The organism is Streptomyces sp. NPDC030820 (assembly GCF_055572075.1).
In genome coordinates this window covers 92,876-105,326 of sequence record NZ_JBVIEB010000021.1, presented here as the reverse complement: position 1 = coordinate 105,326, position 12,451 = coordinate 92,876, and the positions used below count along the sequence as shown (strand labels likewise).

The 12,451-nt window shown below is 72.8% G+C and carries 14 protein-coding genes; 4 read left to right on the top strand and 10 right to left on the bottom strand.

Annotated elements, in window-relative coordinates; all coding sequences use genetic code 11:
• Positions 1-2 precede the first annotated feature (2 nt).
• Positions 3-455, top strand: a complete 453-nt coding sequence (locus ACZ418_RS38820) for a DUF6114 domain-containing protein (RefSeq protein WP_468372488.1) — start codon at positions 3-5, stop codon at positions 453-455.
• Positions 456-633: 178 nt separating this feature from the next.
• On the opposite strand, the gene ACZ418_RS38815 is transcribed toward ACZ418_RS38820, so the two are convergent.
• Together ACZ418_RS38815 and ACZ418_RS38810 are read right to left on the bottom strand one after the other, a co-directional pair.
• Positions 634-3,159, bottom strand: a complete 2,526-nt coding sequence (locus ACZ418_RS38815; protein WP_468372486.1) for an HAD-IC family P-type ATPase — start codon at positions 3,157-3,159, stop codon at positions 634-636.
• Positions 3,160-3,201: 42 nt separating this feature from the next.
• Positions 3,202-3,567: an ArsR/SmtB family transcription factor gene (locus ACZ418_RS38810; protein WP_468372484.1), complete on the bottom strand. Its 366-nt coding sequence runs from the start codon at positions 3,565-3,567 to the stop codon at positions 3,202-3,204.
• Positions 3,568-3,748: 181 nt separating this feature from the next.
• Between ACZ418_RS38810 and ACZ418_RS38805 the strand changes: the two genes are divergently transcribed.
• Genes ACZ418_RS38805 through ACZ418_RS38795 form a run of 3 tightly spaced genes read left to right on the top strand, consistent with a single transcriptional unit; the run spans position 3,749 to position 4,802 of the window.
• On the top strand, positions 3,749-4,204 hold the full coding sequence (locus ACZ418_RS38805) for a tellurite resistance TerB family protein (protein WP_468372481.1): 456 nt from the start codon (positions 3,749-3,751) through the stop codon (positions 4,202-4,204).
• A 29-nt stretch (positions 4,205-4,233) separates the two neighbouring features.
• A complete protein-coding gene (locus ACZ418_RS38800; protein WP_468372480.1) occupies positions 4,234-4,506 on the top strand; it encodes an Lrp/AsnC family transcriptional regulator in 273 nt (90 codons plus the stop codon).
• Entirely contained in the window at positions 4,503-4,802 is a 300-nt protein-coding gene (locus tag ACZ418_RS38795; RefSeq protein WP_468372477.1) for a hypothetical protein, read from the top strand. The genes ACZ418_RS38800 and ACZ418_RS38795 overlap by 4 nt, the downstream gene beginning before the upstream one ends.
• Here ACZ418_RS38795 and ACZ418_RS38790 read toward each other — a convergent pair.
• The 8 genes from ACZ418_RS38790 to ACZ418_RS38755 all read right to left on the bottom strand — a co-directional run bounded on the left by ACZ418_RS38790 (position 4,736) and on the right by ACZ418_RS38755 (position 12,415).
• Positions 4,736-5,695 carry an ABC transporter substrate-binding protein gene (locus ACZ418_RS38790; RefSeq protein ID WP_468372474.1) on the bottom strand — a complete coding sequence of 320 codons (960 nt, stop codon included), beginning with the start codon at positions 5,693-5,695 and terminating at the stop codon, positions 4,736-4,738. The genes ACZ418_RS38795 and ACZ418_RS38790 overlap by 67 nt on opposite strands.
• A gap of 127 nt (positions 5,696-5,822) precedes the next feature.
• On the bottom strand, positions 5,823-6,491 hold the full coding sequence (locus ACZ418_RS38785) for an ABC transporter permease (RefSeq protein ID WP_468372472.1): 669 nt from the start codon (positions 6,489-6,491) through the stop codon (positions 5,823-5,825).
• Positions 6,488-7,141: an ABC transporter permease gene (locus ACZ418_RS38780; protein WP_468372469.1), complete on the bottom strand. Its 654-nt coding sequence runs from the start codon at positions 7,139-7,141 to the stop codon at positions 6,488-6,490. The genes ACZ418_RS38785 and ACZ418_RS38780 overlap by 4 nt, the downstream gene beginning before the upstream one ends.
• Positions 7,138-8,271 (bottom strand): ABC transporter ATP-binding protein, encoded by a 1,134-nt coding sequence (locus ACZ418_RS38775; RefSeq protein ID WP_468372466.1) that lies wholly within the window; start codon positions 8,269-8,271, stop codon positions 7,138-7,140. The genes ACZ418_RS38780 and ACZ418_RS38775 overlap by 4 nt, the downstream gene beginning before the upstream one ends.
• Before the next feature lie 126 nt (positions 8,272-8,397).
• Positions 8,398-9,117 carry an FAD:protein FMN transferase gene (locus ACZ418_RS38770; protein WP_468372463.1) on the bottom strand — a complete coding sequence of 240 codons (720 nt, stop codon included), beginning with the start codon at positions 9,115-9,117 and terminating at the stop codon, positions 8,398-8,400.
• Position 9,118: 1 nt separating this feature from the next.
• Positions 9,119-9,532 (bottom strand): FMN-binding protein, encoded by a 414-nt coding sequence (locus tag ACZ418_RS38765; RefSeq protein WP_468372460.1) that lies wholly within the window; start codon positions 9,530-9,532, stop codon positions 9,119-9,121.
• Between the two features lie 16 nt (positions 9,533-9,548).
• Positions 9,549-10,886, bottom strand: a complete 1,338-nt coding sequence (locus tag ACZ418_RS38760; RefSeq protein WP_468372458.1) for a ferredoxin reductase family protein — start codon at positions 10,884-10,886, stop codon at positions 9,549-9,551.
• A gap of 164 nt (positions 10,887-11,050) precedes the next feature.
• The gene (locus tag ACZ418_RS38755; RefSeq protein WP_468372456.1) at positions 11,051-12,415 is read right to left on the bottom strand and encodes a PP2C family protein-serine/threonine phosphatase; all 1,365 of its coding nucleotides are present in this window, start codon (positions 12,413-12,415) and stop codon (positions 11,051-11,053) included.
• Between the last annotated feature and the right edge of the window lie 36 nt (positions 12,416-12,451).

Sequence of the window (12,451 nt, the reverse complement as noted above, 5' to 3'; positions counted from 1 at the left end):
CGGTGGCCGACCGTCCACGCCGGGGAGCGCGGGCCGCCTTCCGCGGCTGGCGGGCCCGCCGGCCGTTCTGGGGCGGGCTGCTGCTCGCGCTGGCCGGCGGCGAGATCCTGCTCACCGAGAGGGCCTCGCTGAAGGTCGTGATGCACATCGGCATGCAGGGGGTGGCCGGCTATCTGCTGCCGACGCTGATGGCGCTGCTGGGCCTGCTGATCCTCTTCAACCCGACGCAGCGGCTCTTCTACTCCATCACCGGGGTCCTGCTCTCCCTGGGCAGCTGGGTCACGTCCAACCTGGGCGGCTTCTTCATCGGCCTCCTGCTGGGCGTGACCGGCAGCTGCCTCGCCTTCGGCTGGCTCCCCGACCAGGAACCGCGCGTCAGCCGCCGTCGGCGCCGGAAGCAGGCGAAGGCGGCGGCGCATGCGCCGGCCGAGGGGGCGGAGGGCGTGGCCGCCTGACGAGCGGACGACACGCGACCCAGCCGCCCCGCCTCCGTGGCCGTACGCTCGGCCGCCGGTGTGTGAACCTCGCTCGCGGGCATGACCTGCGACGGTCCCGAGAAGGGGGCGGTCGAGCTCCGCAACGGACTCGAGCCCTGGCACCTGTTGATCGTCGCCGTCGTCTTCATCGTGCTGACTACGGCCGACGCCGCCCGTGACGGGTCGTGGCCACGCTGAGGGCCAGGGCGTACAGCCCGAGGACCGCGGCGAGCAGCAGGTGGTACGGGGCGGGCAGCGCGCTCATACCGAGCGCGGCGCCCAGCGGGCTGGGCGGTACGGCGAGTCCGACGGCGGCGAGGACGGCGGCGGCCCAGCCGACCGGTCCGGGCCGGCCGCCGCGCAGGAGGCGCCGGCCGCCGCGCAGGAGCACCATGACCAGCGCCTGGGTGAGCAGGTTCTCGGTGAACCAGGCGGAGTGGAACACGGCCTCGTCGTCCAGGGCGTCGGGGCCGTTCAGGGCGAGCGCGAGGACCTCGAAGGTGGCCAGGTCGGCGAAGGCGTTGAGCACGCCGAAGCCGGTGATGAACCGCAGAAAGGCGGGCGGCCGCAGCACGTTCGGCCGGCGCAGCTCGCTCGGGGCCGGGCGGTCGTGGGCGAAGGCGAGCTGGGCGGCGTCGAAGCACAGGTTCTGCGCGAGCACCTGCACGGGGAGCATCGGCAGGAACGGCAGCAGCAGTCCGGCCGCGAGCATGGCGAGGACGTTGCCGAGGTTGGAGGAGAGGGTCACACGCAGATAGGCGGCGATGTTGGCGCTGCTGCTCCGGCCGGCGGTCACGGCGTGTCCGATGGCGGTGAGGTCCTTCTCGGCCAGCACGACATCCGCGCTCTCCCGCGCCACCGCCACGGCCCCGCGCGGCGCGATCCCGACGTCGGCGGCGAGCAACGCGGCCACGTCGTTGACGCCGTCCCCGAGGAAACCGACGGTGTGCCCGGCGGCCCGCAGCCCAGCGACGACACGTGTCTTGTCCTCGGGGGTGCAGCGGGCGACGACCGCGGTGGCCCCGTCGACCCCGCCCGCACCACCGCCCTCGCCGCCCCCGGCGATCCGCACCTCCGCGGGTTCCAGCCCCAGTTCGCGGCAGACGCGGGCCGCGGTCGCCGGGTGGTCGCCGGTGAGGATGTGGACCTGGATGCCGAGGGCGGCGAGGGTGCGCAGGGACTCGGCGGCGCCGGGGGTGAGTTCGTCGTGGAAGGTGACCAGACCGCGGAAGGTGAGGCCGCGTTCGTCGGCGGGGGTGTACGGCCGGGTGCGGGCGGGCCGTTCTGCGGTGGCGACGGCCAGCACCCGCTGCCCGGTCTCCGCCTCCCGCGCGGCGAGCGCCAGCAGCCGCTGCCGCTCGCCGTCCGGCAGGTCACAGCGCTCCAGTACGTCCTCGGCAGCTCCCTTGGTGATCAGCAGGTGCCGGCCGAGCCGGCCGGTGACGACGGCGGTCGCAAGGCGCCGGCCGGGCGCGACGGGCAGTGCGGCGAGCCCGTCGTACTCCTCCCCCAGGGCTCCCGCGACGTCGAGCAGCGCCTCGTCGAGGGCGTCGGGGACGGGCAGTTCGGCGAGTTGCAGGGTCCACCAGGCGGCTACGGCCGCCCAGCGCAGCACCTGCGGATCGTCCCGGCCGTCGGGCCCGAGGGAGCGGGCGGCGACCGGCCGGTCCTGGGTGATGGTTCCGGTCTTGTCCACGCACAGCACGTCGATCGCGCCGAGGTCGTGCAGGGCGGGCAGCCGCCGTACGACGACCCGGCGGGTGCGGGCCAGCAGCGCGGCACTGCGGGCGAGGCAGGTGGTGACGATCACCGGGAGCATCTCGGGGGTGAGCCCGACGGCCACCGACACGGCGAACGGCAGCGTCTGCAGCCCCCGGCCGCGCAGCGCCGCGCCGGCCATCAGCACCAGCGGCGGGGTGAGCAGCATGAACCGGACCAGCACCCAGGCGATGCCGTGCACGGACCGGTCGAAGGCGCTGGGCTCGCGCGGCTCCGGCGCCCGCTGTGCGGCGGCGAACCGGGTGCCTGGCCCGGTCGCCAGGACGACCGCGGTGCCGCCGCCCGCCACGACCGCGCTGCCCTGGAAGCACAGATGGGACTCGGCGAGCGGCTCCGGCAGATCGGCGGCGGCCTTGGCCACGGGCGCGGACTCGCCGGTGAGCGCGGCCTCGGACACCGTCAGTCCGTGGGCGCGCAGCAGTCGTACGTCGGCGGGCACGAGGTCGCCCGGTCCGAGCCGTACGACGTCACCGGGGACCAGGTCGGCCACCGGTACCTCGTGGGCGCGCGGGGCGGCGGTGTCGTCGGTGCGGCGCAGCACGGTGGCCGTACCGGCGACGAGTTCGCGCAGGGCGGCGAGGGAGCGGTCGGCGCGGCGCTCGCCGGCCGCGCGCAGCGCACAGCTGACGGCGACGAGGGCGAGGATCACCGTGGCGGTGCCCCAGGAGGCGACGAACGCCGAGACCAGGCCGAGGGTGAGCAGGACGGTGGTGAACGGGTCGCGCAGGCCCCGCAGACAGCGCCGGAGCGCGGAGGGGGTGGGCGGGCGGGGCGGCGCGTTCTCGCCGTGGGTGGCGAGCCGGGCGGCCGCCTCGGCGTCGGTGAGTCCGCGCGGGCCGGTGTCCAGACGCCGCAGCACCTGGAGCGACGTGCCGCTCGACGGGCCGCTTCCGGGTCCGCTCAACGAATCGGTCCCTGGTCCACGCCCGCCGGGCCCGTCGGCGGCTCAGAGGCCACGGAGGCGGCGGGCCGGGGCCGGTACGTCCGCGGCCCGTTCGGCGAGCCGGCCGACCAGGAGGCGTACGACGTCGACGACGGCGGCCTGTCCGGCGGCGTCCACGAAGTACACCTGGCGGCGGCCCTCGCGACGGGAGCGGACGAGCCCGGCGAGCTTCAGCTTGGTCAGGTGCTGGCTGACGGCGGGCAGCGCGCCGCCGACCCGCTCGGCGAGCCCGGTGACGTCGCTCTCCCCCTGGATCAGCGCCCAGACGATGTGCAGCCGGGCGGGCGAGGCGAGCAGTCCGAAGGCGGCGGCCGCCTCGGTGAGCACCTCGGCGGAGGGGTCCTGGTGGCCGGTGCCGGGCGCTGTCACCGCTGTCGCCTGCCCCTTCTTCCTCTGCGTCGTGCTGTGTTCGGTCTGTATGCGGGGATTCAGTCTAGGTCGGCAGGAACTTCCCGGTGGTCCCAGGAGTTTCTACGGTGCCGTAGAAGTTGCGGCCCGGCGCGCCGAGGGAGCACCCGGCCGTGGATCACGAGCGATACGAGGAGTGCGCATGGCCCTGTGGGACCGCGTCAAGGAGTCGGCGTCTCAGATGCAGACCCAGTTGGTGGCGAAGAAGAACGACCTGAAGAGCGGCGCGTTCCGCGATGCGAGCATGGCGATGTGCGCGCTCGTGGCAGCGGCGGACGGCACCGTGGACCCCTCGGAGCGGCAGCGGGTGGCCCAGCTCATCGCGACGAACGAGGTGTTGCAGAACTTCCCGGCGGACGACCTCAGGCGCCGCTTCGAGGAGAACCTGAACAAGCTGACGACCGACTTCGCCTTCGGCAAGGTGAGCGTGCTGCAGGAGGTCGCCAAGGCGAAGAAGAAGCCGGCCGAGGCGCGCGCCGTGATCCAGATCGGCATCGTGATCGGCGGCGCGGACGGCGACTTCGACAAGACGGAGCAGGCCGTGGTGCGCGAGGCGTGCTACACGCTGGAGCTGCCGCCGCACGAGTTCGACCTCTGAGCCGACCGGGAGGGCGCGAGGACGGGGGCATGCTCGACGGTCTCGACCGTTCCCTCATCCACGCCCTGCATCTGGACGGCCGGGCGCCGTTCGGCAGGATCGCCGAGGTGCTCGGGGTCTCGGCACAGACCGTGGCCCGCCGCTACCGCCGGCTGCATACGGAGGCCGGGCTGCGCGTGGCGGGCCTCACCGACCCGGACCTGGCGGGCCGCGCCCAGTGGCTCATCCGGCTGACGGCGACGGCACGCTCGGCGCAGGACATCGCCGGGCGCTGGTGCGGCGGCCGGACACCTCCTGGGTGAAGTCGACTTCGGGGGGCACCGAGATCACGGCGGTGATCCACGCCCCGGCCGAGGACGCCTCCCCCGGCTCGCTCCTGATGCACGACGTCCCGCGCACCGGCGGCATCACGGCCGTCTCCGCGCACTGTCTGCTGCACACCCACCTGGGCGGCCCCGCCGACACGACGCGGGTGCTCCCGGTCTTCGGGGGCACCCGCGTCGGCTCGTCCGCGGTACGTGACGAGGGGCGTCAGGCGAGACCGGCGGACTGCAGCCAGGCCTTGGCCACGTCCAGCGGGTCCTTGCCCTGGACCTGAACCTGGGTGTCCAGGTTCAGCAGGGTCGCGGTGTCGAGCTTGGCCGAGACCGCGTCGAGCGCGTCGGCGCCCTTCTGGGACAGGGCGCCCTTGTGGACGAGCGGCTGGACGTTCTCGAAGCCGAAGAGGTTCTTCGGGTCCTGCAGGACGACGAACTTCTCCTTGGAGATGGTCGAGTCCGTGGTGAAGATGTCCGCGGCCTGCACGGCGTTCTTCTGCAGCGCGGCCTGGGTGAGCGGGCCGCCCGCGTCGAGCGCCTTGAACGACTTGAACTGAAGGCCGTAGACCGACTTCAGGCCCACCAGGCCCTGCTGCCGGGTCTGGAACTCCGGCGAGGCGCCGATGACCAGGTCCTTCGCGATGTCCTTCAGATCGGCGATGGTCGACTTCTCGGTGAGGTGGTACTTCTTCGCGGTGGCCGCGTTGAGCGTCACCGAGTCCTTGGACTGTGCCGCCGCCGGCTTGAGCAGGGTCAGCTTGGCATCCAGCTTGGCCTCGATGGCCGTCGTGGTGGCCTCGGCCGTCGTCGGCTTGGCCTTCGGGTCGAGGTAGGCCAGCAGCGCGCCGTTGTACTCGGGCAGCACCTTGATGGAACCGTTCTTGATCAGCCCGTAGGTGGTCTCCCGGCTTCCGATGTTCGGCTTGTAACTGACCTTGATTCCCTTGGCCTTGAGGGCCTCGCCGTAGATGTCGGCGAGCAGGGTGCTCTCGGGGAAGTTGTTGGATCCGACGACCACGGTGTCGCCGCTCGCGTTGCTGTCCGTCAGCGGGTTGCCGCCGGACTTGTCGTTGGAGGAACAGCCCGCCAGCAGAGCCGTCGCCGCCGCGAGGGCGACCACCGCCGCGCCTCGGTTCCTCCGGATGGACCTGCTGATGCGGTTGGTGGAAGTCACCCACCGATCCAATCCAGCCGGTTCTCGGTCAGTCAAGGGCCGCAGATCACCGAATGGCCTCGATCTGCGGTCGGTTGTGGGCACAGCCCGCCGGTGCGCCCCACCGGCCCGCACCCACCGGCAGGCGTCAGCCGCTCCGCCGTACCCCCGGCGAAACCGTGATCCGGGAGGCCGCCCAGAAGACCAGGAGGGTGGCCAGGGCGAGTCCCGCGACCAGGGTGGCACCGCCGACCACCTTCTCGTAGTTCTTCTGGTAGAGCCCGTCGATGATGTACCGGCCGAGTCCGCCGAGGCTGACGTAGGCGGCGATGGTGGCGGTCGAGACGATCTGGATGGCCGCCGTGCGCAGGCCGCTCAGGATGAGGGGGAGCGCGACCGGCAGCTCCACCTGGAACAGCACCCGCGCCTCGGGCATGCCCATGCCCCGGGCCGCGTCCACGGGCGAGGGGTCGACGGAGCGGATCGCCTCGTAGGTGGTGACCAGGATCGGCGGTACGGCGAGCACGACCAGCGGAATCATCACGGGCAGCAGACCGAAGCCGATCCAGATGAACATCAGGACCAGGAGACCGAAGCTCGGCAGGGCCCGGCCGGCGGTGGCGATCAGCGCGAGGGCGTTGCCGCCGCGGCCGTAGTGGCCGGTGACCAGGCCGACGGGCAGCCCGATCAGGGCGGCGAACAGCAGCGCTTCCAGGGAGTACCTGACGTGCTCGGCCAGCCGGGTGGGGATGCCGTCGTAGCCGTGCCAGTGGGCGCTGTCGCTGAAGAAGGCGTGTGCGAAGTTCAGGACGTTCACCGGGTGGCACCCTTCCTCGGCATCCAGGGGGTGAGCAGGCGGCGGACGAGGACCAGCAGGGCGTCGGCGAGGATGCCCAGCAGCGCGGTCGTCAGCACGGAGTTGACGGCCAGGGCGGGCCGGTGGTAGGTCGTGGCGTCGTTGAGCATGTTGCCGAGCGCACCCTGGTTGCCGATGAGCATGCCGACGCTGACCAGGGAGAGGCTGGAGACCACGGCCACCCGTAGGCCCGCGATGATCGCGGGGGCGGCTATGGGCAACTGCACCTGGAGATACCGGCGTACGGGGCCGAAGCCCATGGCCTGCGCGGCGGCCAGGGTCTCCTGCGGCACCGAGCGGACGCCGTCCACGATGCCCGGCACCAGCACCACCAGGCTGTAGACCGCGAGCGGGATCATCACCGTGGTCTCGCTCTGCCCGAAGTAGTCGATGAGGACGACGAAGAAGGCCAGCGACGGGATGGAGTAGAGCACGGTGGTGATGCCGAGGACGGGCGGGTACACCCAGCGGAAGCGCACGCAGAGCTGGGCCACGGGCAGCGAGACGAGCAGCGCGGCCAGCACCGGCAGCAGACCCTCGCGCACATGCAGGCCGACGAGCCCGAGGTAGCTGTGCTGGAGGTCGCTCGGGAGGTCGAAGAAAGCGTTCATCGGGCGGCCTTGAGGTCGGCTTCGCCGGCCGCGACCCGGCTGTGCGCGGCGCGGATGGCCTCGCCGATGACCTGCTGGGAGACGACACCGACGGCGCGTCCCTCGCCGTCCACCGCGACGGCCCAGCCGGTCGGCGAGAGCACCGCCCCGTCGAGCGCGGTGCGCAGCGAGTCCTTGCCGGGCACGAACGGCCGCCCGTGGTCGAGGAGTTGCTCCCGGTCGACGGCCCCCGCGGTGAGCCGGCCGGGCTCGCTCCAGCCGAGCGGTCTGCCGTCGGGGTCGGTGACAAGGAGGTAAGGGGCGTCGGCGTGGGAGGCGAGCCGGTCGGCGTCGGCGTCGATGCCCACGATCGGCCCGGTCTGCAGCTCCAGTCCGGCGGACGGGAAGAAGGACAGCCGGCGGATGCCGCGATCGGCGCCGAGGAAGTCCTCCACGAAGGCGTCGGCGGGCGCGCTGAGCAGCTCGGCGGGCGGGGCGAACTGGGCGAGCCGGCCGCCGGTGCGCAGGACGGCGACCATCGTGCCGAGCTTGATCGCCTCGTCGATGTCGTGCGTGACGAAGACGATGGTCTTGCCCAGCTCGTCCTGGATGCGCAGCAGTTCGTCCTGGAGTCCCTTGCGCACCACGGGGTCGACGGCGGAGAACGGCTCGTCCATCAGCAGCACCGGCGGGTCGGCGGCGAGCGCCCGGGCCACGCCGACGCGCTGCTGCTGGCCGCCGGAGAGCTGGTAGGGGTACCGCTTGGCGAGCGCGGTGTCGAGCCCGACCCGCTCCATCAGCTCGGCCGCCCTTGCGCGGGCCTTCTGCTTGCTCCAGCCGAGCAGCCGGGGCACGGTGGCGATGTTGTCGAGGATGGTGCGGTGCTGGAAGAGTCCGGCGTTCTGGATGACGTAACCCATCGAGCGGCGCAGGGTGTTGACCGGCTGCTGCCGGATGTCCGTGCCGTCGAGGAGGATGCTGCCCTCGGTGGGCTCCACCATCCGGTTGATCATCCGCAGGGTCGTCGTCTTGCCGCAGCCGGAGGGTCCGACGAGGACGGTGATCGCGCGGTCGGGTATCTCCAGCGACAGCCGGTCGACCGCGACCGTGCCGTCCGGATACCGCTTCGTGACTGACTCTATCCGTATCAAAACGCCGAATGCCCTTCGGGTTTGGCGGATTTCCGCCCGCTTTCGGCCACGGTCGTCGGTGCGCAGGCCGTTGCGGGGAGAGTCTAGACGGCGAGTGTTTCAGCGATTTGGCGGGTGAGCGGCCCTTCAGGCCACCGGCAGCCCCGGTGTGCGCAGCACGCTGCGTGCGGCGTCGACCGCGAACACCTCGCAGCCGGGGCGGGCGGCGGCCCAGGCCGGCCCGTGGGCGCCCAGTGCGAAGGCGGCCGTGGCGGTCGCGTCCGCCTCGGTCAGGGTCGGGGCCACCACGGTGAGGCTGAGCAGCCCCGTCGCGGGGCGTCCCGTGCGGCCGTCGAGGATGTGGTCACCGCGCTCGTACCGCCCGGAGGTGGCCACGGCCGCGTCGGTGACCGCCAGCACGGCACAGACCCGGTCGGCCTGTTCCGGATGCCGTATCCCGACCCGCCAGGGCCCGCCGGAGACCACCACGTCACCGCCGGCGTTGAGGCAGAACCGCCGCGCCCCGCCCGTCGCCAGCAGCCCGGCCGCCCGCTGCACCGACCAGCCCTTGACCACCGCGCAGGGATCGAACCCCCGGCCGGGCAGCCGCACGTCGAAGGCACCGCCGGTGGCGGCCCGGTACCGTTCGCCCAGGCCGAGCACCTCCACCAGGTCCGCGCTCAGCTCGCCCTCCGCCAACTCGCCGCGCCCGTACCGGGACACCTCGCTCCCGGACCTGAACGGGCTGAAGCGGGCGTCGACCTGGCGCAGCCAGGCGAAGGCCTCGTCCGCGGCCACGCCGAAGTCGCCCTCGTCGTCGATCCGCAGCGAGACCGGGAGACCCATGACGTGCTCGACACGTCGCACGTCAGGAGCCTTTGGCGTCGAGCGCCGCCTGGAGGGACGCCCGGTATCCCCGGCTCGTGATCGTGGCCCCGGACACCGTGTCGATGTGCGCGCTCTGCGCCTTGAGCGTCTCCGCGATCAGCTCCGGTACGGCCCATCTGGTCTGCGGATGGTGGGGCGCCTGGAGCATCCGTACGGAGGCGATCCGGTCGCCCCGGAAGGTCACCTCCACCTGGAAGACGCCCTTCGTGGTGCTCACCGCGGTGCCCGGGACGACCTTCGAGGCCGAGGGCGAGGAGGACGAGGCTGTGGACGGCACGGTACTCGGCGTCGCCGCGGGCTGTGCGGTGTCGACGGCTCCGGTCGACGGGTGGTAACGCCACACCGGTACCAGGCCGGCGACGGTCAGGACGAAGACGGGTATGGCTCGCTTCACGGTCGGACGCCCTCTCTCAGCCCGCGAGGCTGAAGCGCTCGAAGTGGATCTGCCGCTTGGGCACGCCCAGCTCGGCCAGGCTGCGCAGCACGGCGGTCATCATGCCGGGCGGCCCGCACAGGAAGACGTCCCGTTGCCCGATGTCGGGTACGAGCCGCGTCAGTTCGGGCGGGGCGAGCCGGTCCGGGAGGACCGGTCCGGTCACCAGGTGCAGCTCGGCGCCCTTGGTGAGGGCGAGGTTGCTCAGCTCGTCGTAGAGGACGGCGTCGCGGTCGGTGGTCACCCGGTAGATGACCACGGCGTGCCCGTCCAGGTCCTCCAGCAGTGCCCGGATGGGCGTGACGCCGACGCCGCCGGCGATCAGCACGGACTCCGGGCGGGTGCGGTGCAGCGCGGTGAAGGCGCCGTAGGGACCCTCGGCGAAGACGCGGGTGCCGGGCCTGAGGTGCCGCAGTGCGGCGCTGCCGTCGCCGGACGCCTTGGCGGTGAGGCGCAGGGTGCGGCCGTCGGGGGCGGCGGACAGGGAGAACGGGTTGGCCTGCCACCAGCGGTCCCGGGTGAGGAACCGCCAGAGGAAGAACTGGCCGGCCCGGGCGGGCAGCCGGTCCAGGTCGCGGCCGGTGATGTAGACGGAGACGACGTCGTCGGACTCCGGGACGACCGCCGAGACCCGCAATCGGTGCCGCAGGTTCCGCCACAGCGGCAGCATCAGCCGGCCCACGAGCAGCGAGCCGAGGGCGCCGCCCCACAGCGTGTACCAGTACGTCCTCGCGGCGGGCGAGGAGGTGAAGGTCGTACCGGTCGCGACCTGGTGGGTGAAGGCGAGAACCACGGCGGCGTAGGTGTACAGGTGGATGAAGTGCCAGGTCTCGTAGGCGAGTCGGCGGCGCACCCAGCGGCCCGAGACGGCGCCGACCACGACGATCAGCGCGAGCGCGACGATCGCGCGCAGCACGCCCTCGACGGTCTCGGCGAGGTTCACGATCTGGCTCACCGGGTCCATCGAGGACGCCTGCGCATAGCCGAAGGTGATGAACACGGCATGCGTGAGCAGGGTCCACAGGATGCCGAAGCCGGTGCGGCGGTGCCAGGAGGTCAGCCGGTCCATGCCGATCCGGCGGTCCAGCCAGGGCAGCCTGGCCACCAGCAGCAGTTGGAAGGCCATGAGGAGGGCGCCGTACAGACCGCAGAGGCGGCCGAGCACGATCAGGGGGTTGGAGGCGAATCCGGCCTGGCCGAAGAACCAGGCCACGACGCCCGCGTTGGCGGCGAGCAGGGTGTACAGGCTGGTGCGGGCCAGGGCCTTGGGGCGGAACGTCGCGGAGGGTGCGGGACGGGTCTCGAGGGTCGTCACGGACGTGGCTCCTTGATCGGCTCCTGGGTGACGAGCTTCGCCCGCGGACGCTGTCGATTTCCTGTCGGACGACTTTCCCTCGAGTATCGATGTGGCCGGTGGGGACCGGCAGCCCGGACGGGGCCGGACGGGTGGCGCTCAGGATGAGCGGACCGCCCGCACCGCTACCGCGAGACGCCCGTACTGCCGGCCGCGACCCACTGCCGGCTGTGCGGCCGTGCCGCCATGGCCGCGACGTCGTCCTCCGCATGCCGTGCGTCCAGCCGGCCGAGGATGGTGTCCAGGACGTCCTCCAGCCCGTCCCCGCCGGGGAAGCGCAGGGCGGACAGCCGGGCCAGAGAACGGTCGATGTCCTCACCGCGGCGCTCCACCAGGCCGTCGGTGAACAGCACCAGGGTCTGCCCCTCGGCCAGCGGATGCGTGGCCGACTCGTAACCGCCGAACCCGGTGCCCAGCGGCGGTCCGACGGGGACCGGCACGATCGAGGTCTCGCCGTCCGTCGTGATGCGCACGGGCGGCAGATGCCCGGCGCTGGCCAGCGTGACCTGGTGGCGCCCCGGGTCGACACGGGCGAGCAGACAGGTGGCGGGCCTGAGGTCCGCCTCCCGGGAGGCGATGTCGTCCATCTGCCGCAGCACGCGGTGCGGGGGGAGGTCGGCGGAGGCGATGTAGCGCAGGGAGGAGCGGTAGGCGTTCATGTCGACGGCGGCCTCCAGGCCGTGGCCCATCACATCGCCGACGACCAGCAGGGTCCGCCCGAAGTGCAGCCGTACGGTCTCGCACCAGTCGCCGCCGACCAGCACGCCGCCGCCGGCCGGCAGATAGCGGACGGCGATGTCGAGGTTGGGGTGCGGGCGGCCGGGCTCGGCGAGCAGGGCGCGCTGCAGGTCGCCGGCGGTGCGGTTGATGCTCGCGTAGGCGCGAGCATGCCGGATGTGGGAGGCGGCGCGCTCGGCGAGCAGGCTGAGCAGCTCGGCCTCCGCGCGGCGCAGCGGCTCCCCGGTGCGGGCCCACACCAGGATGCCGTACCCGTCCGTGCCGGTGGTCAGCGGCGCGCACAGCGCGATCCGGGTGGCGCCCACGTACTCCAGCCAGGGCTCCGGCTGTGCGCCGAGCGCCGGTGCCCCCGCCTCGCGGGCCGCCGCGGTGGCCCACCGGGCGTCGGGCAGCGCGTCGGCGTCCCCGATGATCGCCTCGTATCCGGATATGGTCTCGCCGGTCCGGCGCATCACGGCGGCCGTGCCACCGACCAGCCGTACGGCGAGCCGGGTCAGCTCCGTGCAGGTCGTGCCCTCGTCGAGGGTCGTGCCGATCCCGGCCAGCGCCTCCCGCAGCACGCTCAGCCCCGCGCCGGCCGCCGTGGCATCGGCGGCCGACTTGCCCTCGGCCGCCTCAGCGGAGCCCGCGACAGCCGCGGAATCCCCGGCCCGCGCGGACGTCGCCGTCGCCTCGTGCCCGCCCATATCCTCGCGGTGGCGGCCGCCGGCGGCGGGCGCAGGCCCGCGACGGGACTGGATCCAGCGCGCCACACCCAACACCCTCACAGAATCTCAAACCGGAGCGAG